Here is a 24,107-nt window from a genome sequence, read left to right as displayed (position 1 = left end):
AAATCCTAACCAACAGATCGTTTTATTCGGATTAAGCCAAAAGTAGTTTTTCCTGTATAATATATTTTAGATCAATAACTATCTATATGATCAATTTCTATGATGACTGTAAACAACTCACATCCTGCTCTGTTAGGATTATCTGTACAACAACTCACCGACTGGGTAAAAGAACAGGGACAACCCGCCTATCGGGGTCAGCAATTATATGATTGGATTTATCATAAAGGAGCAAAATCTTTAGGGGAAATTACAGTTTTTCCTAAACAATGGCGCGAAGCAGTCGGTCATGTTGAGATAGGTCGTTCTACAATTCACTATAAAGCGATCGCTCCTGATCAAACTATTAAATATTTATTAAAATTAGCCGATGGTCAAATTATTGAAACGGTAGGAATTCCCACCGAAAAACGCTTAACGGTTTGTGTTTCTTCCCAAGTGGGTTGTCCAATGGCTTGTGATTTTTGTGCGACGGGAAAAGGTGGGTTTACTCGCAATTTAGAAGCTTATGAAATTATTGATCAAGTATTAACTGTTCAAGAAGATTTTAAACGGCGAGTTAGCCATATTGTGTTTATGGGAATGGGGGAACCTTTATTAAATATTAATTCTGTTGTTACGGCGATTAAATCCTTAAATCAAGATGTGGGAATTGGACAACGAATGATGACGGTTTCAACGGTTGGTTTACGAGGAAAAATCCGAGAATTAGCCGAATATGATTTACAAGTTACTTTAGCCGTTAGTTTACACGCTTCCTATCAAAATATTCGAGAAGAGTTAATCCCCAGTGCTAAAACTTATCCCCTCTCTCAATTATTCGCCGAATGTCGAGATTATGTTAAATTAACGGGAAGACGGATTAGTTTTGAATATATTCTATTAGCCGGATTAAATGATTTACCGGAACACGCTATAGAATTAGCCAGTCAGTTAAGAGGGTTTCAAAGTCATGTTAATTTAATTCCCTATAACCCGATTCAAGAAGTTGATTATAAACGACCAGATCCCGCACGAATTAATCAATTCATGGATATCCTAAAACAGCGTAATATTGCAGTGAGTGTGCGATATTCCAGAGGGTTAGAAGCGGATGCAGCTTGTGGACAATTACGCGCTTCTAAAGTTTAGATTCAATATCTTTTTTGAAGTTTATTGGGAGAAAATCATGGAAATCATACCCGATATTTATGATGTTTTGATTGTCGGTGCTGGGCTAGTTGGATTAGCAACAGCACTGGGTTTGCATCAACGAGGAATTCACAATATTTTAGTCATAGATCAAACTCATAATTTTCGTCCGGTAGGTCAAGTTTTAGATCTTCTTCCCAATGGTTTAAAAGCCTTAAAATGTATTGAACCTCAAGCTTATGAAGCCATCACTCAAGCTGGGATGCGTTTTTCTTCAACAAATTCAACTCCAGACAATCAACCTAAAATCCCCCTGGAATGGGTACAAAAAAATACCCAAGGTGAACGAATTTCAGCGTTTCCCTTAAGCTTTGAATATTGGTTCAATCAGTATGGAGAAGGTCGAGTTTCTATCCCTTGGTATAAATTACAAACCCACTTAAGAAACTTACTCCCTGAAACTAAAGTGAAAGTCAATCAAGGTGTTAATCAAGGGTTTGAAGATGCTCTAGTCCTTGTTACTTTATTGGAGAAATTAGCTAAAAATAATGATTGGAATCATCTTGATAAAATTACTCAATCTTTCTATACCTACGAAGAATTTCGCCGTCCTTTTATGGCTAAAATTCAACAAGCAACTATAGAACGATCACAATGGTCAGAAACACAATTATCTGAATATAATCAAGACGAGATTTTAATAAAATTATCCAAGAGTTTAAAGCATAGAGCTAGAAACCGGGTTTCTTTGGTCTTGTGGTTAACTCCTGACTCTGTTCCCATAAAAATTTTTTTGATTGATTGCTTTCTAGCGATAGGGTAACTCACGTAGCTAGAGAAACCCTGTCTTTTTCAAAATTATTATAAAATCCCTTAATGCTAGTTTTATACTGGATTTTTAATTGATTCAAAGCGATACTCTATTTTAACTGGAAGGTTTAAGCCTTCATAATATTGTCCTTTCATTGTTACATTCCAAATCAGGCTAACAGGAGGCATATTTATGACATTATAGCTAATAATTTCATTAGCAGACATAACATCTAAAGGGTTCAAAGGATGGGAACAATTGAAGAAACCCTCCTTAATTTTTAACCTTGTTTCTTCACTGAATTTTACCTCAACTTTGCTCATCCATTTTCCTAGCCGAATCCATTTAGGTAGTTTAATAGATTCAATGGAAAATAAATAACATTCAAAACGGCTTTCGGGAGCTAATTCTCTAATCTTCCCAAATGTGGGTAAATTAACACTGCTTTGCTCCATTCTAACTTGATACCGTAAATCAGCCCATTTGTAAGTATGGGTGACATAAGCAAAGTCAATAGGACGTGCTGGAGTAACATAAATTCCTTTTTGATTTAGGGGTTCTAAATCTTCTTGATAATGGGGAATATGTTGTGCATCATGATAGCTATTTTTTGCTAACCCCAGAGCATAGGTCAACGCATAATTATGTAAATAATTTTCAGTTGCGTATAAACGACCTAACTCACGGGTTGCAAAGTAAACCGGATCTTGTAAAGTTAATTCAAGACGATAAATGTGCATAGTTTACTATTTCTTTTTGATAACTTTGGCATTCTCAGCATAAGCTAAAGTTTCTTGAGTAACAGCATTTAGCCATTTTTTAAATTGAGTTTCATCAGACAAGATAACTTCAGCTTCTTTTTCAATAGAACTTAAAGCTTCTCCCTTAATTAGCTGATATAAAACTCCATCTTGTTTAATTAATTCTTCCATGGCTTGTTCGGTTTTATCTCTCATTTCCCTTACTCCGTAAGGAGGATTTTTACCCTCAAATAAATCGTAGATTTTTTGAGTTAAACGTAAGTTAGCAAAAATATCACCATCAGCAAAAATAATGCCAATTAAATGATTTCTGACCTGTCCTGTACGGGTTGTTTGTGCGCCGTATCGTTTAGTACGATAAATGTTATTGAGTACATAAAGAAATGTGTTAGGTGTGGGGTCTCGCAAAGTAACAACACTAGGAAAAGGGACTTCAGGAAGTACATGATCTTGTTCACTAAAACGGTTAGTTGTACTGGTTCCGCTTGTCATTGTTCCATCTTCATAAGGTGCATTAAGAGTCATAGTTTGATGAGATTCTTCATAAGCTGGAACAGCATAAGCCGAGTCAATAAAAACCTTTGATTTTTCTGAGCCTGACTCACCTACTGCATAACCATAAATTACACAATCTGGACAACCTCCGCAGGGTTCACCATTGTAAGTACAATCTTCAATTATTTTGTCTTTTTCTTTTTTGGCAATTCGTTCATAATTTGTTGCAATATGTTCATAGATGCCATAACGGCGCAATAATTCACGTCCTGTTAAACGTTCTGGTGTAGTTTGTTTACGTTTAAATAATACTAGACGAGTGATAATTGCGGTGTTATCTAATCCTGCTCTTACCCGTGCAACGTTTAACTCTCCATCCGTTTTAAAAACTGCATAGGAGTCAGTTTCTCGTAATAAAATAAAGTGAGCATATTTAGCACCTGAAATTTTAGGGATAGAGGCTTGAAAATGAGATTGATATTGATCAAACATTGTTTTTTCTCCTATTTGGTTTCTTGTTGGTCTTTTTTCTTGCTGTAGGTTTTGACATAGTGAGCTTCGGCTGCTTTACGCAATAAATTAATATGTTGTCGTAATAGTGATCGCTCACCTCTACAGTAATCATAGAAAACTTTATCTAAAAAAGATTCAGCAAAGATTTCTAGGATTTCTTGACGTTTAGCTATATCCTTTCTGATTTCTTCAGGAATATAACCATCGGTTTGTTTATCAAGTACACCATCAACTAAGGCAATTAAATGACCTTCGATCATTAATTTAATATCATCTTTTGATGTTGTTGGTAAACTATCCAAAACCACTTTCGCTGCTACATTAAAAGGTCGTAGCCTAGCATAAGCAGCAAAACCACTCGCTCGATAAAAGCAAGTATATTGATCTACTAATTCTTGAATCATTGACATTGGATTTCCTCCTTGATAGTAGTTCATTAAAATGTTGTAGTAGTTAATTAGCTTGTCAGCCAACCAATCGGGTAAACTATCAGATTGAGATTGCTCTTTTTTTGTATTTTCTTGAATTCGATCAGCATAATGAAAGACATAAAGAGGACTGGTATCTAAAGATTGACAAACTGTGTTTAACTGATTCCACACAGGATAATTACGACTATCTTTGTAAGATTGAGCAGTTAATGAGTAAATACTAAAAACAGCAGGAATCGCTTTTTCTAGTTCATCTAAATGAAAAATAGTTTGTTTTATTCCGTGTAACCAATAGGTATGAACTCCGTCAATAATTACAGTTTCTTTGAAGTCTGCACCTGAGCCATAAACAGGTATAGGATTACGACTAGCAACTAATTTTACTCCAAAAGTAATAGGAGCAAGTAACCCTTTTATAGCTGGCATAAACCATGTTTCTGTATCTGTTGGTTTTTCTCCTAAATAAGGAATACCCAACAAATAATAACCGTGCATTTTTCCTGTTGCATATTCTTTCTTAGTTCGTCTTTTTAAGTTTTCATTGGGATCATTTCCAATGCGAAAAATATCCATACGAGGAACATAATTAGGATTATAATTTTGCTCAGATAAATCTTTATCTAATTCAGCAAAAGAACTTTGAGCAAAATTTTGATAAGCTCTTTCCATTATTAAAATTGTTTCTGGAGTAAAGTAATATGCAGGGTAAAAATGAAGATAAACAGTTTCATCTTCTGCTGATAAACTAGCATTCATTCCATAGCGTCTCAGTAAACTTTCTACTTGACAAATAGTACATTTTCCTCGTTTAGATTCTTGTGTGCTTGTCACTCTTTTATTACTATAGTTAGAAAATTCCTCACGAATTTCAAAGGCACTATTACAAATAGCACAAATTGGGTCTCGTTTACGTTGAGCTTTATTTAGATGGTAACGTTGTAGTTCTCCTTTAAAATCATGGGTTTCTGTTGAACCTGTTATTGTTAATACTTGAGAAATATAGTTGTCTAAAAAAGCAAATGGTGGTGGACGATCTGGTTTACCTAACTGTTCTAAAATCTCTTGAACAGTAGTTAACATTATTTGTTCTAATTCGCCTGGACTTAAACTAGAATGTTCTTTAATATAATGTCCTGCAAGGTAATACCAGCCATAGGGAGTACCACCTGTTTTGGGAATCATTTCCCAACGTTTTAAGTATTGACTCATACCAAGAGTATCTAAAATCAATTCAGTACCTTTTTCTAATCCATAAAAATCCTTAATTAGTACAGTTATTGCATTAAAGCCTTCTGCAAAACGATCAGTTTGCAAATTGGCAGGATATTCCCAATCTAAATGTTTTAAATCAGGATTTTTACTTAAGAAAGCATTACTTAATACCTTATCTCGTCTTTCTCCAGTTTTGGGATCTTTTTTATCATGAATAATAGCAAAGGTTCGTCTAATTAAAGTTTCCGATGCCAACCTAATATCAGCAATTTCAATTAAATCAGGTTCATAATAAACACCCTTTCCAGCACGATCAACTAAATCCCCAACTCCTTTAGAAACTATTTCTAAAGTATTATTCCTCACCAATTCAGGAATATTAGATAAATCAGGTTCATGTGAATCTTTGGGGACAAAATAAGTTACACCATCAGGAAAAAATAAAAATGGTTTCCAATTTACTTTTTCAGTTTGTTCTAAAACTGCATTATGAATTGCTTGAGTTAATAAACCTCTATTTTCATTAGTTTTATGACTACGAATTACATATTTTCCTTGAACAGTACGTCTTAAAATTGCTTTCATATTATTTTGTTCTAAATCATCAGGATGATGAGCAATAGACGCAACTAAATCACCAAATCTGACAAAATCAGTTAAATCCATTAATTGATCAGGTGGTAATTGTAAATCAGGAAAATTAGCAATCGTTAAATTTGCTCCCCTTGAATCTTCTGCATTTTGCGCTAAAAATGCTACATCTTGCCAATAATTTTGGTCAATAAAATCCCACAAATGTAAAGCATCTCCCCAAGTCAAAAAAGCATTTTTATACTGTTCCCATTGTTCCCCGTCCATACGAGTATTACCAAGACGAGGTAAGACAATTTTATTGAGATCGTGCATGGTAATTGCACTTAAATAAAGTTGCTGTTGAAACTGATCTAAGTTAGCTAATTTAACTAATGTCCATCCTCCTAAAACAGCATTCAGCAAATGAACAGCTAAACTTTGATCTTTTAAATTGACTAGCTTATTAATAATTTTCTGCCTTTTTTCAACAGTAATCTCTAAATCTTCTGTTAATATTTCTGCAACTTTAAAACTCGTTCCTTTGGCATTTTTTAAACTAAAGTAATCTAAAATATAAGGAAAAACTGTTTTAATCCAATCTTTTAAAACTTGATCTTCCTCCTGATTTAAAGTATCAAGAGCTAATCTTACTAAAGGTGGTTCTTTAGTTTTAGTAGGATCAGGTACATTATAATTATTAGGCATTAACCAATCAAAATTTTCCATGATTTTCTCCTTATGATTGTGTGATTTTTTGCCAGTATAAAAGACTATCCAAAAGTAAAGCATCTTGACCTAATGCTACTGCTGGATAAATTGATCCACTACTATCTTTAATAGGATATAACTCAAACAGAGTAGGAAGCCGATAAAATCTTCTGAGTTTAGGAATATCATATTTAGTTGGATCGGCTACACAAGTAGTTAATTTTAAATATTCAAGCTGTTCATTGATTTTTCTAATATCAGGATGGCGTGCTTGAACTCTAAAACCAACTCTTTGTTGTGCTTGATTAATTTTTTGCTTATCAAAGTTGTAAGTAAATTGTAACTCTACTTTTTTGTAACTATCTAAATAATTATTAATTATAGCATATAAATTTATACTATTTTTGTAAAATTGTTGTTGAAATTTATCACTAATTTTTTTCGCTTCTGATTCAGGAATAAGTTGAAATTCTGTCCCCGACAATAGCCGTATTAGACTCATATTAGTAATAGCATTAGTCTCTGGTTCATAAACCCATAAATCTAATTGTCCCGTACCTCTAAAAGTTTCTAAATCTTGAATAATGCTAGGGTGTTCTTTAAATTCATTTAATTGATTCCAATTAGGTATCTTTCCTATAATATTTGATGATTCATTCCCATAGCGTTCTAATAGAGTTTGATACTGCTCTTTTTGAGTCGTTAATCTTGCATAACGTACTGTTGAAAGTATTTTTCCCCAACGGCTTAAATATCCTTCAAATTCTTGAGGTTTTTGATATATCTTATTTCTAACTACTTCAAAAAAACTCTCTCTATCGCTTTCTGAATTATCTGTATAAATTTCAGCGAACTTTTCTTTTACCCAGTCAGGAACTAAAGCGATCGCTTTATAAATAGGGAAACCTTCATGTCTTCCTAATCTTCCCAATCTTTGGATAAACGTACCAGCATCCAACGATTCATAAATCAAAAAGTTAATCTTAAAATCAACTCCCACATCTACTGTAGATGTAGCAATAATTAGCTGTTTACTTTCAGAATCTTTCCGAATAGCTAAACTGGTTAATCCTGTATTTTCACCAATAGTAAACTTACAATCTTGATTATTCCGTAAGTTTCTAAAAATTTGTTTTGCTGCAAATACACTATTGACAATTAATAATCCTTTAGAGGTAGGGTAATCACAAAAAAATTGATTAATAGTTACTAAATTCTCATGAATCCAGTTTTCAACACTTCCAGCACTTTGCTGATAAGGAACTAATTCTAATTCGGAATCACGCAAAATACACCGATGGGTTTTACTATCCAGTAAACCATGTTGATAACTTCCGATAATAATTTGAGGATTAATGCCAGCTTTTTCTAATGCTTGGTAAATTAATTTATCAGGAGTAGCTGAAAGGAAGAGAAACTTAACAGGATATTTTTGATTAGCATTAGCACGGCTGAAAGCAATGCTATCTAATACATTTGTAACTTGTGGCGCGCTGAAAATATGAAATTCATCAAATACAACATAACGAAAGTAATTAAACCAAATTTGTGATAATTGAGCAACATTACCTCGATATTGATTATAAAAAAAACGATGAATTAAAGTAAAAATATCAGGATTAGTCAATACTAAATTCTTATCTTTAGCAATAGTGCGTAAAGTTTCAATTTTGTTGAGTCCTTCATTTCTGATTAATTCAGCTAAAGTTTGGCTATTTAATTGATGAGATTCAATAGTTAATTTTAAGTCTTTACTCCATTTATGAACTTGTTTAGCTTGATCTCTAATAAGTTCATTAGTTGGATATGCAAATAATCCTTTTCCTAAACTCTGAGATTCATAAAATGCTGGTAATAAGCCTGCTAAGGTTTTACCATCACCCGTTAAAGCAGTATCAAAGACCAATTGAATATTAGGATCACGCATAGCATCCCAAACCGCTTTTTGATGGGTTGCTAATTTAATCCCAGTAGCTGAATCAATTTCTTTGATAAGTTCTGACCATGTAGAAACTAAGTTGATTTTCATAGTGTTGTTCACTATTATTCATCAGCCAATCTCCTCAATAAGTTACCCTACTTAACTAATTCTAGGAAAGATTACTGCTCACTCAATGACCAAAACTATCACTAGAAGCTCGGCTTTCTTGTGGGGATATTACTGTCTTGATTGGCTAAAAAATAGTATCCGTATTTTTCTAATAACTCATAGTAAATCGTTTAAGATAGAAGTGTCAAGATAATAACTGTATAAAGTGTCCGTATAAAATTATGACTCGTAAAAATCAAGCAATTACCCTTTCTATCGAAGAAAGAGATAAAAAAGCCTTGGAAAACCTCGCGATGGAATTTGGTCAAACTTGGGGGACGAGTAAACCCAATATTTCCAAGTTACTGAAGACCATCGCCAGAAATGAACTCAAAATTGTCGCCAACCACGATTGGACACCCCAACGCATCAATGCTTTGGAACAAGCTCGGAAAACTTTGCTTGATCAAGGTTTTTGTGGAGAAGCGGAAGAAATTGCTCAAATTTTGCAGGAAAGAAGTGAATTAACCCTACAATTTCGGCATGAGATTGAAAAATTTCTGCAAAAACCCAGACCGATATGGCGGCAAAACATTGAGAATTTTATTAAACGTCAACAACCTTTTCGCCTTTGTTATCAAGATGTAGCAGAGCGGCAATGGAATTTTACTGTATTACATGGACAATTGCGTTTAATTGAACAACATCAATATTTAGTTTGTACCTGTGATGAAACAGAGGGAAATCAAGATATTGCTCCATTACAGCATAATTGGACATTTAGACTTGATCGGATTCAAGATGCCGTTGTTAATCCAGTCAAATTTCAATGGCAATCTAATTTAGATCTAATTAATGTAGAGTTCAAAGTTTTAAGAGGTTTAGCTTTTGCTTATGCTAAAGAGGAGCCAAAAATCGATGATGTTTTAGTGGGAGAAATTGAAGGCGATCCCCCTCAACGGATAGTGACTCGCCAGATCTGGAGTACGTTTTGGTTTTTTCGTGAAATCGCTAAATACTTGAATGATTGTGAAATTTTATCCCCGGATTCTATGCGGGAAAAATTTAAAACAAAAGTTCAAGATGTATCTGAAAAATATAAACTCTAACTCTAATTAATTTTTAAAAAATTAGTATACAATCAATTAAAATATAACCTCTATCAAAAGATATAAATTAATCCTTGATGAAATTTAATCTTGTTTATGTCTTTTGATTGACGTAAATTTAAGTTAATTCTTCCTATCCTGAGTCAAAAGGTGGGTCAGGAAAAGTTTATGGAAGAAATCACTTCAACTCAAAAATATGAGCATCCTCCCTCAGAAGAAAATCCCAGTGATTTAGAACGATGGGGATCTTTAATTGGGGGAGGTGCGTTAGTGTTAATGGGACTTCAACAACGCTCCTTAAAAGGCGTTCTCATGGCTATTGCTGGGGGTGGTTTAATGTATCAAGCCACTCAAAATAAAAGCACCCTTCATCAAGCACAAGAAGCATTAGGCTTAAACAAAAGCCAACATATTCGAGTTGAAAAAACTGTTACCATTAATCGTTCTGCCGAAGAATTGTATCAATTTTGGCGTAATTTTTACAATTTGCCAAAATTTATGAAACATATCAAATCGATCATTGTTTATGATGATCATCGTTCCCATTGGGTGGCAACTGCACCGTTAGGAACAACCATTGAATGGGATGCAGAAATCATTCAAGATGAAACTAATCATTTAATTTCTTGATCTTCCGTCGGTCATACGGATATTGAGAATTCTGGATTTGTTCGGTTGAAATCTGCACCTGCTAACCGAGGTACAGAAGTCAAAATTGTTATTGAGTATAACCCTCCAGGGGGTGCAGTGACAACCACTTTAGCGAAACTATTTGGAGAAGAACCAGAACAACAAATTGGAGATGATTTGAACCGATTTAAACAGTTAATGGAAGCCGGAGAAATTGCTAGAAATACAAATCAATAAAGCATTGAAATTAATCATCAAATCGTGGAGAATTGAAGATGAAAGCAGTTTGTTGGCATGGTTCAAATGATGTTCGGGTTATCAGGTTCCTGATCCGAAAATCTTAAATCCCCGTGATGCTATTATTAAAATTACATCAACTGCCATTTGTGGTTCTGATTTACATCTCTATGATGGCTATATTCCAACGATGAAATCTGGGGATATTCTCGGCCATGAATTTATGGGAGAAGTGGTGGAACTCGGCCCCGAAGTTAACAACTTAAAAAAAGGCGATCGCGTTGTCGTTCCTTTTACCATTTCTTGCGGTAATTGTTTCTTTTGTAATCGAGATTTATGGTCATTATGCGATAATTCTAACCCGAACCAATGGATAGCTGAAAAATTTTATGGTCATTCTCCTTCTGGGTTATTTGGCTATTCTCATATGTTCGGGGGATATGCGGGAGGACAAGCGGAATATGCCCGTGTTCCCTTTGCTGATGTGGGGCCGATGAAAATTCCCGATGGGTTAACGTTGCGATCGGGTCAAACCCATGTTCATAAATATTTGCATCCTCTCTTAGAACGCATTCAACAGGGAGAAATTGACCCTTCCTTTGTGATTACTCATAAAATGGCTTTAGAGGATGCTCCGAAGGGTTATAAAATTTTTCGAGATAAGCAAGAAAATTGTATTAAGGTGGTTTTAAAACCTTAATTGATTCTCTTCGCTGCTATTTTATAGGCTATCATTCTTTGAATGTTAATTAGAGAATGATAGCCATTGATGGGGAATTAAAGAAAGACATATTGATCACTGTCTAATGATGATGGAATATCTCCTTGAACAACTGCTAAAAGCTGTTTTGCGCCATCGGTACTGACCTTGAAAATTGCCACTCCTTCGGGTACATTTGCCGGAGAAGTATCGATAGCATAGGAACTTTGAAGACCGGGTAAGAGTAACTTATCTTCATCCCGATTAAAATCTGTAATCAAGGTATATCCTAAACTATCACGAGAAATTCCTAACAGGGTATCATCTCCGCGATCACCATATAGCAAATCGTTTCCAGTTCCACCAATCAAACTATCATTGTCTTGACCCCCGAAAAGGCTATCATCTCCAGCATCAGCAAATAAGGTATCTTCGCCATTATTACCGAATAAAATATCCGATTCTGGCCCACCATAAATGGTATCAACTCCAACATCACCAAACAGGGTATCAGTTCCAGAACCTCCGAGCACTAAATCATCACCTTGACCCGAAAATAAAATATCATTTCCATTATTGCCTTCAACCCAATCATTGCCCTGGAAACTAAAAATCTGGTCATTTCCATCCCGACCTCCGATCACATCCTTATTATTGGTTCCTTCTAAAGTATCATCATCGGAAGTCCCAATCAAGGATGCTGCCGGGGTTAAGGGTGCAATTTCATCTCCATTGCGACGTAAAAAAAATGAATCGGCACCGTCACCACCGATGAGGGTATCGACTTCACTTGTAAATACGGTGAACACTGGGTTAGGATTTGTTGTTTCTCTCGGTACTGGGTTAGACATGGGTTCAAAATTTAACATGGTACTTCAAGGTCAATAATAAGTGAGGAATTGGGAAAAAAGCAATTTTTTAATCTGGATTTAACTATTTTTTAGGATGTACAAAGCTCTCCCTAAAATAGAATATTGCTCTCTGGCCTCAGCCTCTAAAATAGGTAAACTTTTGTTAGAATACAGAATCTGGCTGTTTTTTTTCAATCCTTTAGAGATAATTCGTAAAATATAGATGAATTTTTTGTAAGATTTTAATAGATTTGTTAAACTATCGGAAATTCACACCTTTCTCAAAAACTTGGGATTCGGTTCTTGATGTCCATTAGAGTCTGTGTAAAACGATTCTATACCAACATCTAATCCAATCTCTTTCCCGGTTCTCGGTTGAACATCGGTGACAGTAATATTAAGACAAAACTGTGCCTAATATCCATCGGCACGACGAATTAAACGTACCCGCTTTATGTCTTTAACGTTGTAAGTATGGATCTGCCATTTTCCCAGCAATTTCAGCTTACCAATACCATTTTTGTCAGTAAAGGTGACTTGCCTTTTGGTGGGATGTAATGACCAACCTGATGTTTTGTATTCAACGGAACGGCAATCTTTCTGGAATTGGGGATATCCTTTTTTACCCAAAATCTTTTTCTTACAATTGTCATAAAAACGACTAATGGCAGTCCATCCCCCCTCGGCTGCGGATTGAACTGCCATTGAATTTAGATCGTTAACAAACGAGAATTCTTTTCTGAGAATTGTAGAATATTTGTTTAGGGCAAACTTGTCAATCTTCAATTCTCTGGAATGATCTATCCAATATCTAATCGCTTTGTTGCGAACAAATTGGGTCGTGCGAATTGCTTGCTCAATCGCTTGATATTGACTAGGTTTGCCTTGAACTTTATATTCCAGAACTCTCATGAAAATTTCCTGGTTTCGACCGGTTTCTATGTTAACATAAATCAGGAAAATATTCACGGGGAATAAATTCCCCTGAGTCGTTTTTTATCTCAGGTCTGTTGGCGTAGCCTGCCGTAAGGCATAGACACGCTCGTTTTCAATCTCCCACCTGGGTCTTATAAAACCCCATTAATCCCCAGGTTTGAGGCGTTCTAGGTTCTGCTTCCCAAACTAAAATAGCAGACCAAGCACCCCCGATAAAAACGATTGTCCAAATTAAAGGAATTGCTGTTTCAAAGGTTAACCAACCTGGACGAGTTAAACGATTAAACCATCGGATATCGTTAGGATTTAAGAGTAAATTACTCGCAATAGCAACTAAAAATGCTATACCTCCAATCACCATCCAAGATTTAATTATCATTTTTCCCTCCTATAATCGCTGCAAAACCTGTTTTTAAAGTTTAAGCAATTCGTTTATTAAACGTCTATCTTTCCTGACCTTACTCATCAGACAGAAATCCGATTTTAGGGTATGTCAGCACAGCGCACGCACCAAAACAGGTGAACCATCGTTACCAATTAAAATGAAACCCTAAAAATTGTTCTAACTGTTGATTATAAGGTTGAAAATAAGTTTGCAGTCGTGCGTAGGTTGATTCAGAAATCGGCGGATAAGGTCTAGTATTATATTGATGATAATTTGATAAATGATATTCAGGTAAGCCTAAAAATTCAAGAACTTGTGTGGTGACTTGATCAGAATTAGCATAAAAATCTTCACTTTTTAAAATTAAAAATTGTTCTTTGGGAAAAACGTTCATCCATTTTTCTAAGAAATAAATATATAATCCTTTAGCGAGATATCCTTGCAATTTTGGGTTCGTCAGTTTTGTCCAAAAATCGATGGTTTCATCCTGTAATTGCTCTAATTCCCACTGAATCGCCTCTTCAAAAGAACGGGATTCCCATTTTAAACTCAACCAATGATAATAATGAGAAATCGCTCGATTAATCGGATTTCTTAATAAAATAATTAATTTAACTTTTGGAAAAAAATTGACTAAGTTTTCAGCGACTTCTGGAGAATTAAAGTGCATGGGTGTGGCTTCTCCTACTAAACAGTTATAATCGGAGGGAATGGGAAGAAAATGGGAAAAATACCACTCTAAACCTCGATGAATTTGATGTGACCAAAACGGTATTTCTTTAATCATCGAAGAAATGACATTAGGATGTTCAGAAAGATAATAGTTTAAAGAAGTTGTTCCCCCTTTTTGGCTGCCAATAATTAAAAAATCAAGATGATTAACGGGTTTTAATGTGTTGGCTATGAGTTGCCACTGGGGACGAAATTTAGGAATAATTTTTTGACCTGCAATATAATTATATTGAATGGCGGATGATAAATCACCTTTTTGCGTCAATAATACGGCTAAGTTTAAATATAGAATACAGGATTTTGGCTGTTTAGCAATCGCTTGATGATAAAGATTAATGGCTGTATCAAGGGAATTATTATGAGCGATTAAATCTACAATATTTTGATAATTCCACAGAAAAATATCAAGTTTAAGTTCTAAAAAATTTAGATAAGCATTAACGGCTTCATGGGTTCGCTGTTGACGAGATAACGCTATCCCTAAATTATAATAAGATTCTGGATTATTTGAATTAAGTTGAATTTCTAAAGAATATTTCTCAATTTCTTGTTCTAAGGCTAATTTTTGTTCTAAAATAGCGTTTAACTGTTGCTCAATTTCTACATTATCGGGTTGAATCGATAATGCGATCTGATAAAAAATAATTGCTGCATACTCGTAATGATTTTGTTCTAAATCTTTCGCTAATCTTATATAAAGCTCAACATCAGGGGGTAAAAACTTTTGCTCCTGAGATAAACTAGAAGCTTGATCAACCCTAGAACAATATTGAGGAATGACCGCCTCTAGCCCAGCTTGACTTTGCTGGTTAATAATCTCTCCAATTCGATTTAAACTTGCTAATAAATCGGGTTTTTGCTTCCAAGCACAAATATGAGAAAAAACGGCTTCTAACCAATTTTTTTCTTGAGCGTAAGCTTCTCCTAGATAATAATATGACCAACAAAAAGTAGGATTCAGTTCAAGGGCTTTAGAGTAAGCTAAAATTGCCTCACTCCATTGTTGTTGTTGAATTAAAGCCGTTCCTAAGTTATGATAAGACCAAGAAAAGTCAGGATTGAGTGCGATCGCTTGACGATAAACTTCAATGGCTTCTATCCACTGATTTTGCTGGGAGAATAGATCTCCAAGTTGATGATAAGCCCAGGAAAAGTTAGGATCAAGTTCAATGGTTTTTTGGTAGAGTGCGATCGCCTCTTCCCAATTTTTTTGCTGACGGAAAACTTCAGCTTGTTTATATAAAGCCGAGACAGAATTTTCCGATTTTTCAAGAGAAGATCGATTCAACATGATCAAATATCAAAAAAATTAAAGTGAATTTTTTGTTAATCGATATATGATAAAAAACGTTATAGCAGCAATTGTTGGAATTGCCAGAAGATAGATGAATAAAACCTTAGAAATCCCGCTAGCTACATATAATAAACCGCCGTAAGGCCCAAATACAAAAATTAAGAACAAAATCAGTTTAACTGGAGTCCATTTAATGGGTTTGAACGTTTGCATATTTTTTCCAGTTAAACCCGGTACCATTACAGATTTAGGGGTTTGACCCAAATTCTGATGTTTTCCCGATGGCTTTTGACCCTTACCTTTTTTAATTAGATCGTTACGAGACATAAAAAATCTCCTGATTCTATAAATTTTTTAAAATACTATTTCAAGGTTTAAACTTTTAATCCATCCCTGAATGGTTGATTAGAAAAATGACTTTTAATTTCAAGCTAACTTGATTTTTTTATGGCTTTTTAGTCTGCTTTACTCAATCAGATCGATTCTGAGTGTCAATCAGACTTATAATAACAGATTAATGGCTAAAATTGTAATCCTATGTTAAATTCATCCCCCCAAGTTAGCGTTATTATTCCTGTTTATAATGGTGAGCGCTATATTAGCCAAGCCATTGATAGCGTATTAAGTCAAACCCACTCAAACTATGAGATGATCATCGTTGATGATGGCTCAACAGACAATACCTATCAAATCATACAACATTATATAGATAAGTGCCAAGATCCGGATCTCATTCGTTACATTTTTCAATCTAATCAAGGAGTTGCAGCAGCTAGGAATCAAGGAATTCAGACAGCAAAAGGCGAATTGATTGCGCTACTGGATCAAGATGATGTATTTTTACCAGAAAAATTAGCTCATCAAGTTGCTTGCTTTGAAACTTACCCTGATGTAGCAATTGTTAATAGTGGTTGGCGTTTAATTGATCCCAATAATAACCCAATTTCTGAGATTGAACCTTGGCACGATTTATCCGATTTAACACTCTTCATTTGGGTAACAAGAACCCCTATTTTACCCAGTGCATTGATGTTTAGACGACAGGCTTGGGAGCGATTCGGAGGATTTGATTCTCGATTTAATGGAGTAGATGATGTTGATTTTATTTGGCGTTTAGCATTGCAAGGATATACAGCAGTTTGGTTGCCAGAAATCACCGTTAATTATCGACAACATCAAGAAACCGTTTCTAATACAAAAGCCAAAGAAAGAGCTAATTTAATGATAGCACTTCAAGATCATTTTTTTAGTCAGCCTGATTTACCCGATGAAATTAAACAACTAGAAAAACCTGCTCGATATGAATCCTTAACTTGGATGGCTTGGCATTTATATCATACAGGTCATTTTCAACCGATGGCTGAATTTTTACAGAAATCTTTACTTTATACCCCTTATACCATAGCAATTACAATTTCTGATTGGGTGCATCGGTTTACTGGCTACTGTCGTGCTTATGGTTATGAATTAAATTTAGAAAGTTTTTATAATTTACCGGAATGGAAACAATTAATTTCTGAAAATATTAGTCAAATTCAACCTAGAGTGAGCGTTATTATTCCCACCTATAACAGCGAAAAATATATTGAGCAATGCGTCAAAAGTGTTCTTGAACAAACCTACACAAATTATGAAGTTATTGTCATTGATGATGGGTCTCAGGATCACACTCAACAAATCCTAAAACCTTATTTTCCGGTTATTAAATATATTTATCAAGATAATCAAGGAGCCGCTAAAGCGAGAAATAATGGTTGTGAAATAGCTCAAGGTGAATTCTTGTCTTTTTTAGATGCAGATGACTTTTTCTTACCTCAAAAATTAAAGGAACAAGTGACAGCTTTTGATGCTGATCCTTCGATTGATTTAATCCAAAGTGGTTGGTATTGTGTTAATCAAGAAGGCAAAAATTGGATTGCTGTAATGCCTTGGAATACTGCACCCGAACTGCATTTAGAAACGTGGATTTTACATAAATGTGTTCGTCCTAGTTCCTTAATGTTACGTCGAGAATGGTGGAAGAAGGTAGGAGGATTTGATCATCACTATCCTCCTACTGAAGACTTAGATTTTGTTTTACGTTTATCCTTAATGGGATGCAAAACGGTTTGGTTAAAAGAAATTCATGCTTGTTATCGCCAACATGATCAAAATTTAATGTCAGGAGGATTGAAAGTGATTAAAAATACTGAAAACCTCATGAATGAATTTTTTAATCGCTCTGATCTTCCTGAAAAAATTCTTCGCCTGCGTCGAAAAGAAAGTTATGATCGCTGGGTATGGTTAGCTTGGCGGATGTATCGAGATGGTTATCCTGATTTAATGGTAAATTGTTTAGAAAAATCCATTGAATACACCTTTTTCCCCCTAACAGAAACCATTGCGCACTGGCTGGATGCCTTTCAAAATATTGCAGCAGACTATGGAGAAAAAATCGATACTTATGCTTTAATTAAATCTCAAGAATGGCAATTTATTTTTAATAAAATCATGAATCCTAAACCCAGCACTCAATCTAAACCTGCATTAACATCCTCCCCTAATCAACCTCATATTATGTTAATGAATACCGATGATCCCGGTATTGGAGGGTTAGCACAATATGATCATTTAATTCTCTGTGAATTAGCCAAATTAGGATATCGAGTAACCGCCGTCAGACCGAACCATAATAACCCTTTGGTTGAAGAAGAAAAAGAGTTAGGCATTCAACAATATTGGTTAGATTATAGTACCAGTAAAGATTTACCTCGAATTCTCAGAAATACTGAAGATGCTAAAACTCTTTATCATCAAATAAAGCCGGATTTTATTATTTTTAGTGATGGTTGGCCCTACTCTCATTTCGCAGCTAAACAAGTAGCAATTCAACACAATATTCCCTATATGATGGCTATAGGGTTAGCAATGCCAGAACATATTAATTTTACAATGGGAGATCATATTCCCTATGCCAAAGGAGTTTTATATCAATATGGATTAGCTCGGACTTTTAATACCGCAGCTTATGAACATCTTAACATTTTACAACAGCAATTTGGCTTACCTAAAGATAAAGGAAATGTGGTTTATTATGGCAGATCAGAAAAATATTTTGCTCCCCCTAATTTAGCAAATCGTCAACGTTTACGCCAAGAAATAGGGATTCCACAAGATGGGATTATGTGTTTAACAACGGCTAGGTTAGCCCCCATTAAAGGGCATCGGTTTCAATTAGAAGCGATCGCTCAATTAAAACATACCCAAATCTGGGAAAAATTATACTTTGTTTGGGCGGGAACTGGGCAGGGAAGTGATCACGATTTAGAACCCGAATTAAAAGCAAAAGTTGAGCATTTGGGAGTAAGTGATAAGGTAATATTTTTAGGGCAAAGGTGGGATATTCCTGATTGGTTAGATGCCTGTGATATTTTTGTATTAACCTCCTTAGCAGAAGCCGCCCCATCCTTTGCAATTATGGAAGCAATGGCAAAAGGATTACCCATTGTTGCCTCGGCGGCGGGAGGAATTCCTGAAGGCTTAGGAGACACCGGAAAACTCTTAAGTGATCCCAATATTAACCCTGAAAAAACGGTATTAGATTTAGTTGAAACCTTGCAAGAATGGGTAATAAATCCTAAATTACGAGATCAAATTGGTGCAGCATCTAAACAACGAGCCGAACAACTCTTTAAAGAAGATCGGATGTTAAAACAAACCTTAGAAATCATCCAAATTGCCTTAACTTCTTCTCAAGAGAATCAATTTAACAATTTACCCTTTACTCAAGCTGACATAAACCATTTCAATCATCGTCTTGAATATGCTTCATTACTGTGGAATGCTTGGCATCATTATACTCAAAATAATACCTTGCAAATGGTTCATTGCCTAGAACAATCTTTAAAATACTCTTCCTTTGAATTTATCACCGAAACTGTGCTAGATTGGGTAAACGATTTTGTGCGATTATCCAGTTATAAGCAATCTCCTTTGGATGCGTCTACCTTAAGTCAATCTCCAAAATGGCAATATGCTATGGAACGAATTCTAGGAATTGTTAGTCGTGCATAATCAGCCCCTATTCTAAACTCTTGAAAACAGGATTTTAAATTAACGATGAAAACAGCATTAATTTGTGGCGTATCGGGACAAGATGGAGCTTATTTAGCGGATCTTTTATTAAAAAAAGGTTATTCCGTTTGTGGCACATCACGGGATGCTCAAATGTCTTCCTTTAGAAATTTATCTTCTCTAGGGATTCGAGAAAAAATTAAATTAGAGTCCATGAGTCTGACGGATTTTAGAAGTGTATTACAAATCCTCACCAAAATTCAACCGGATGAAGTCTATAATTTAGCAGGCCAAAGTTCAGTTGGGTTATCCTTTGAACAGCCAGTAGAAACGTTAGAAAGTATGGCAATTGGAACTTTAAATTTATTAGAAGCGATTCGATTTACCAAAGCCAAAATTAAACTTTATAACGCCAGTTCTAGTGAATGTTTTGGCGATACTCAAGGCATTCCTGCTGATGAAAATACTCCTTTTCGTCCCCGCAGCCCTTATGCTGTTGCGAAATCAACTGCTTTTTGGGAAGTCGCAAACTATCGAGAAGCCTATGGATTATTTGCTTGTTCGGGAATATTATTTAACCATGAATCGCCCCTGCGTCCTGAACGATTTGTGACTCAAAAAATTGTTAAAGGTGCTGTTGATATTGCAGCCGGAAAACAAGAAAAACTTTATTTAGGGGATATTTCTATTCAACGAGATTGGGGTTGGGCACCGGAATATGTGCAAGCCATGTATTTAATGTTGCAACAGCAAGAACCCGATGATTATGTGATTGCAACCGGGGAAACTTATTCATTAGAAAAATTTGTCGAAGTGGCGTTTAGTTGTGTGGGGTTAAATTGGCAAAATTATGTAGAATCTGATAGTAATTTATTACGACCTACGGATATTGCGGTAGGTCGAGGAAATCCCACTAAGGCAGAACAGAAGTTGGGATGGAAGGCACAATATAAAATGCCAGATGTTGTTAGAATGATGGTAGTAAGCCCTTCAGGGCTTCCCTATTAATCCAAAACAATTAAAACAATAAAATTATGCCTAATTATACACCCTTAAAAACGACAATTCTTCCATTAGAAAATGGCGATCACTTAACTCGTCCAGAATTTGAACGGCGTTACCAAGCTATGCCAAATCATCAAAAAGCAGAATTAATTGAAGGAGTAGTTTATATGGCTTCCCCATTACGTTTTCGTAGTCATGGAGAACCCCATGCTCAAATTAATACCTGGTTAGGGGTTTATTATGCAGCAACCCCTGGGGTTTTAGCCGCCGATAATACAACTGTCCGACTCGATGGGGAAAACGAACCCCAACCCGATGCTATTTTATTGATTGATCCCAATTTAGGAGGACAATGCCACATTAGTGAAGATGATTATATTGAAGGTGCACCAGAATTAATTGTAGAAATTGCAGCCAGTAGTGTGGCTTATGATCTTTATGATAAAAAAAGAGCTTATCAACGCAATGGTGTAAAAGAATATTTAGTATGGCAGGTTTATGAACGCCAAATTTGTTGGTGGAAACTTCAGGAAGGAGAATATATGCCTTTAGAACCTGATCAGGAGGGGGTGATTAAAAGTCAAGTATTTCCTGGTTTATGGTTGGAGATGCGATCGCTTTTAGAAGGGAATTTGGCTGAGGTATTAAAAAAATTACAAGCAGGAATAGAAAGTGTTGATCATCAAGAATTTATCCCTCAATTGTGTTAAAATAGTTAATTTTAAACCCATCTATTATGAGCAAAACTCCTTTTAATACAGCTAAATTAGATGAAATTTTATCAAATAAGCGTTTTAGACTAGAAAAAGAACGACAATTTTTGTTAAATAAAACCTTAGAATGGTTAGAAGAATTTGGAGCTAAATATGGGATTGAACAAGCTTATATTTTTGGTTCTGTAACTGAGTCTAACCGATTTCATGATCAATCAGATATTGATGTTGCTGTAGAACAGATTAATCCCGAATACTTTTTTTCAGCAATTAGTTTTCTCTCTGAACATTTAGCAAGGGATGTAGATCTTATTCGGCTTAATCAATGTCATTTTGCCAACCGCATTCGTCAACAAGGAATCCTATGGACAAAAACACCTTAGTTCTTCTTACGGTTGATTTACAAGCTCAACTGGTATTAATTAAAACCATTGATCAACGCTTAATTGAGCGTTCTAAAAATTTACAAGCCGATGATCAAATTCGTCTGGAGAGTATTGCTTATCAAATCCACAATCTCTATAATGCTACTGAAGATTTACTGAAAATTGTAGCTAAATATTTTGAAAATAATATTAGTGATTCTAGTCAATGGCATAGTTTATTACTGAAAAGAATGACGATGAATGTCCCTGAAATTCGTCCGGCTTTGCTAAGTTCTGAAACCCATAGCATTTTGAATGGTTTGAGAGGCTTCCGTCATTTCTTTCGTCATGGCTATGGTGCTATAATTGAATATGATCAGTTGCAAGCTAATTTAGACAAAGCACTGAAATTAATCCCCTATCTTGAAGCAGATCTCAATCGATTTCTTGAGAATTTATCTGATGATTTAGATAGAAACTCTCAAGAAAATTAAAAATCCCTAGCTCTAGGGCAAAAATTCCGAGTCCAATAACTGATCAGATGTAAAAAGACAATATTCAGGAAATATTGTAGCCGGAAGATCTGTTTTTTTTATCACTTGCTTTCTCGCTTTAGGATAAATTTCTTGTATCTCTTGCAAAAAATAATTATACAGGGTTTTAGACTTTAATAATAATTCCAGTTCAAACCGAAAATTATCAATTTCAGTTTGCCAACCTTTACCACAACGCTCTCGTTCTGCTTCCCAATATTGGTAAAGTAATAAGTGGATTAGTAATTGTCTTAAATAACTAGAAACCTTGCGCTTTTGTTCATTCCCCAAAGCCAATATTTCCTCCATTAAATGTCTTAAATCAAGTCCATTTATGTCTTTGTTTTCTAACTTTTGATAAGTGTCTTGTAACCAGAGATAATAATCCTGTTCATAAAGACTAGAATTCTCAATATTATTCATTAAAGCACCTCAATTTTTATTATTAGCTACTTATGCCTGACCGCCACGCCATTTAAAAATGATCGTCTCATCAGCCTGTTTAAACTCGATATCAAACAAATCAAATACGACCTCTCGCCCTAACAAAACTTCTTCACAAAAATCGCTTTGTATCCACGCTACAGGAGCGGTAAAACGATGACCTTCTATCTCTATTTCCATCTGTCTTAATAGATATTCAATACTACCACCAATTCCTTCACCACTACCCAGGTTTTCTCCCTCTCCTTTAGTGTAACCTAATCGCTCACCAAGCTGTCTAGTAATTAAGCTAAAATCAGCCCCAGAGTCCACCAGAATTTTGACCTTTTCTTCGTTTTTAAATTTCAAAATTAATTCATATTTGGGTTGCCAATCGTGAACTTTTAGCGATCGCATTCTCACTGGATAAAACTTAGCAGGTTCAATAAATTCATTCTCAAATATTCGCTCAATCACATAACTTAATTTAGGAGTATCAGGGGGGATAGCATCCATCATTTTTCTGAAATCTCGATCATGACTAATCACCCCTTTATTCGTATAAGCGATCCACTGACCCCGATATATTTTTAATTTGGGGCGATTGGCTTTATACCAATCATTAGTTGTGGCATATTCTGGTTCCATTATTAATGCTCTCCCTTGAATAATATCCAGAAAAAGTTGAATACTTGAAGATGATAAGCTAAGATTAGCATATAATTAGGTTAATGGCATAGTCGCCTTGTCCCAAAGCCAGAATCCGATTCAGTCTATAGCAGTCAAGGCAATTTGGCTTTGATATTGCTCTACAATTAGGTAAAATAACAAGGTCAGTTTTGACGACTAACTAAGAATTTAGCACCCTAAAATGAAAAAACTAATTGATATTTTAGAAGTCATTAATGTTCCTCTCATTGATTCTCAAGGGTTATTAGCATTTAACCTGGACGCACCAGAAACCGGAAGCCAAATTGATGCAGATGCGGTTGAGTTTCGAGGTTGGGTTTTAGGGAAAAGATCTCCGGCCATCGCCGTTGAAGTTGTAGCTCAGGGGAGAGTGCTAAAAACCATTGCGGTGAATGTTCATCGTCCTGATGTTCTAATCAATTATCCCCAAGTAGCAGAAGCAGGAATTAGTGGGTTTCGAGCAACCTTAGACTTGAGTAAAATAATTGATCAGCAAGACCAGTTAACAATATATGGGATTTTACGGGATCAGAGTTTGGTTAAGATGGCAGAAGTAACAGTCAAACTGGCATCAGACTCCTCTACTGTAAAGATTCCCTTACCTCAACAGGATGCCGATTCCGGGGTAGAGGGTATACAGTTGAAGTTACAACGGATTCAAGCGGATTTAGAGCGTTCTAAGGTGTTTGTACAGAAGGTCAAGACAGATTTACAGAACCGTACAGAGCTAAATGGTTAAAAGTTGGGAACTTTTCAGGCTGTGAATTGTCCTGTAGCAAGTTCCTCC

Annotated in this window: 22 protein-coding genes and 1 pseudogene; 12 read left to right on the top strand and 11 right to left on the bottom strand. The window is 35.3% G+C overall.

Annotation, left to right across the window (positions count from 1 at the left end):
* The first annotated feature begins 99 nt into the window (after positions 1–99).
* A complete protein-coding gene (gene rlmN, locus ACKPEB_RS06675; protein ID WP_408964072.1) occupies positions 100–1,131 on the top strand; it encodes a 23S rRNA (adenine(2503)-C(2))-methyltransferase RlmN in 1,032 nt (343 codons plus the stop codon).
* Between the two features lie 37 nt (positions 1,132–1,168).
* Complete coding sequence (locus ACKPEB_RS06670; protein ID WP_408964071.1) at positions 1,169–1,954, top strand: FAD-dependent oxidoreductase; 786 nt, start codon at positions 1,169–1,171, stop codon at positions 1,952–1,954.
* Between the two features lie 62 nt (positions 1,955–2,016).
* Here ACKPEB_RS06670 and cas5d read toward each other — a convergent pair whose 3' ends face one another.
* The 4 genes from cas5d to cas3 are packed head-to-tail and all read right to left on the bottom strand — an operon-like array spanning position 2,017 to position 8,664.
* A complete protein-coding gene (gene cas5d, locus ACKPEB_RS06665; RefSeq protein WP_408964070.1) occupies positions 2,017–2,682 on the bottom strand; it encodes a type I-D CRISPR-associated protein Cas5/Csc1 in 666 nt (221 codons plus the stop codon).
* Between the two features lie 6 nt (positions 2,683–2,688).
* Positions 2,689–3,690, bottom strand: coding sequence for a type I-D CRISPR-associated protein Cas7/Csc2 (gene cas7d, locus ACKPEB_RS06660; RefSeq protein WP_408964069.1), 1,002 nt, complete (start codon positions 3,688–3,690; stop codon positions 2,689–2,691).
* 11 nt (positions 3,691–3,701) lie between these two features.
* Positions 3,702–6,653: a type I-D CRISPR-associated protein Cas10d/Csc3 gene (cas10d, locus tag ACKPEB_RS06655; protein WP_408964068.1), complete on the bottom strand. Its 2,952-nt coding sequence runs from the start codon at positions 6,651–6,653 to the stop codon at positions 3,702–3,704.
* 10 nt (positions 6,654–6,663) lie between these two features.
* Positions 6,664–8,664 (bottom strand): type I-D CRISPR-associated helicase Cas3', encoded by a 2,001-nt coding sequence (cas3, locus tag ACKPEB_RS06650; RefSeq protein ID WP_408964067.1) that lies wholly within the window; start codon positions 8,662–8,664, stop codon positions 6,664–6,666.
* 242 nt (positions 8,665–8,906) lie between these two features.
* Here cas3 and ACKPEB_RS06645 point away from each other — a divergent pair, with 242 nt between their 5' ends.
* The 4 genes and pseudogenes from ACKPEB_RS06645 to ACKPEB_RS06630 all read left to right on the top strand — a co-directional run bounded on the left by ACKPEB_RS06645 (position 8,907) and on the right by ACKPEB_RS06630 (position 11,340).
* Entirely contained in the window at positions 8,907–9,773 is an 867-nt protein-coding gene (locus tag ACKPEB_RS06645) for a helix-turn-helix transcriptional regulator (protein WP_408964066.1), read from the top strand.
* Positions 9,774–9,941: 168 nt separating this feature from the next.
* Positions 9,942–10,403 (top strand): SRPBCC family protein, encoded by a 462-nt coding sequence (locus tag ACKPEB_RS06640; protein ID WP_408964065.1) that lies wholly within the window; start codon positions 9,942–9,944, stop codon positions 10,401–10,403.
* Between the two features lie 45 nt (positions 10,404–10,448).
* Positions 10,449–10,640, top strand: a complete 192-nt coding sequence (locus ACKPEB_RS06635; protein WP_408964064.1) for a hypothetical protein — start codon at positions 10,449–10,451, stop codon at positions 10,638–10,640.
* A 38-nt stretch (positions 10,641–10,678) separates the two neighbouring features.
* A pseudogene (locus tag ACKPEB_RS06630) lies at positions 10,679–11,340 on the top strand (alcohol dehydrogenase catalytic domain-containing protein).
* A gap of 77 nt (positions 11,341–11,417) precedes the next feature.
* Here ACKPEB_RS06630 and ACKPEB_RS06625 read toward each other — a convergent pair.
* From ACKPEB_RS06625 to ACKPEB_RS06605, 5 genes are all read right to left on the bottom strand, one after another.
* Positions 11,418–12,209, bottom strand: a complete 792-nt coding sequence (locus ACKPEB_RS06625; RefSeq protein WP_408964063.1) for a calcium-binding protein — start codon at positions 12,207–12,209, stop codon at positions 11,418–11,420.
* A 396-nt stretch (positions 12,210–12,605) separates the two neighbouring features.
* Entirely contained in the window at positions 12,606–13,103 is a 498-nt protein-coding gene (locus tag ACKPEB_RS06620; protein WP_408964062.1) for a transposase, read from the bottom strand.
* A 136-nt stretch (positions 13,104–13,239) separates the two neighbouring features.
* Positions 13,240–13,506 (bottom strand): tryptophan-rich sensory protein, encoded by a 267-nt coding sequence (locus ACKPEB_RS06615; RefSeq protein ID WP_408964061.1) that lies wholly within the window; start codon positions 13,504–13,506, stop codon positions 13,240–13,242.
* Positions 13,507–13,657: 151 nt separating this feature from the next.
* Positions 13,658–15,535, bottom strand: coding sequence for a tetratricopeptide repeat protein (locus tag ACKPEB_RS06610; RefSeq protein WP_408964060.1), 1,878 nt, complete (start codon positions 15,533–15,535; stop codon positions 13,658–13,660).
* 18 nt (positions 15,536–15,553) lie between these two features.
* Positions 15,554–15,865, bottom strand: coding sequence for a hypothetical protein (locus ACKPEB_RS06605; RefSeq protein WP_408964059.1), 312 nt, complete (start codon positions 15,863–15,865; stop codon positions 15,554–15,556).
* 210 nt (positions 15,866–16,075) lie between these two features.
* Here ACKPEB_RS06605 and ACKPEB_RS06600 point away from each other — a divergent pair, with 210 nt between their 5' ends.
* From ACKPEB_RS06600 to ACKPEB_RS06580, 5 genes are read left to right on the top strand one after another with little or no spacing between them, the layout of a single operon-like run.
* Positions 16,076–19,591 (top strand): glycosyltransferase, encoded by a 3,516-nt coding sequence (locus ACKPEB_RS06600; protein ID WP_408964058.1) that lies wholly within the window; start codon positions 16,076–16,078, stop codon positions 19,589–19,591.
* A gap of 45 nt (positions 19,592–19,636) precedes the next feature.
* Positions 19,637–20,599 (top strand): GDP-mannose 4,6-dehydratase, encoded by a 963-nt coding sequence (locus ACKPEB_RS06595; protein WP_408964057.1) that lies wholly within the window; start codon positions 19,637–19,639, stop codon positions 20,597–20,599.
* A 26-nt stretch (positions 20,600–20,625) separates the two neighbouring features.
* Entirely contained in the window at positions 20,626–21,306 is a 681-nt protein-coding gene (locus ACKPEB_RS06590; protein ID WP_408964056.1) for a Uma2 family endonuclease, read from the top strand.
* A 26-nt stretch (positions 21,307–21,332) separates the two neighbouring features.
* Positions 21,333–21,692 carry a nucleotidyltransferase family protein gene (locus ACKPEB_RS06585; RefSeq protein WP_408964055.1) on the top strand — a complete coding sequence of 120 codons (360 nt, stop codon included), beginning with the start codon at positions 21,333–21,335 and terminating at the stop codon, positions 21,690–21,692.
* A complete protein-coding gene (locus tag ACKPEB_RS06580) occupies positions 21,674–22,168 on the top strand; it encodes a hypothetical protein (RefSeq protein ID WP_408964054.1) in 495 nt (164 codons plus the stop codon). Before ACKPEB_RS06585 ends, ACKPEB_RS06580 begins: the two co-directional genes overlap by 19 nt.
* A 12-nt stretch (positions 22,169–22,180) precedes the next feature.
* Here ACKPEB_RS06580 and ACKPEB_RS06575 read toward each other — a convergent pair whose 3' ends face one another.
* Together ACKPEB_RS06575 and ACKPEB_RS06570 are read right to left on the bottom strand one after the other, a co-directional pair.
* Positions 22,181–22,630, bottom strand: a complete 450-nt coding sequence (locus tag ACKPEB_RS06575) for a DUF29 domain-containing protein (protein ID WP_408964053.1) — start codon at positions 22,628–22,630, stop codon at positions 22,181–22,183.
* A 30-nt stretch (positions 22,631–22,660) separates the two neighbouring features.
* On the bottom strand, positions 22,661–23,278 hold the full coding sequence (locus ACKPEB_RS06570) for an aspartyl protease family protein (RefSeq protein WP_408964052.1): 618 nt from the start codon (positions 23,276–23,278) through the stop codon (positions 22,661–22,663).
* Positions 23,279–23,501: 223 nt separating this feature from the next.
* Here ACKPEB_RS06570 and ACKPEB_RS06565 point away from each other — a divergent pair, with 223 nt between their 5' ends.
* Positions 23,502–24,059, top strand: coding sequence for a hypothetical protein (locus tag ACKPEB_RS06565; protein WP_408964051.1), 558 nt, complete (start codon positions 23,502–23,504; stop codon positions 24,057–24,059).
* The last annotated feature ends 48 nt before the right edge of the window (positions 24,060–24,107 follow it).

The organism is Planktothrix sp., assembly GCF_046067725.1.
GTDB lineage: Bacteria > Cyanobacteriota > Cyanobacteriia > Cyanobacteriales > Microcoleaceae > Planktothrix.
Note: the sequence above shows the minus strand (reverse complement) of the source record. Positions and strands in the feature narration are given on the sequence as shown.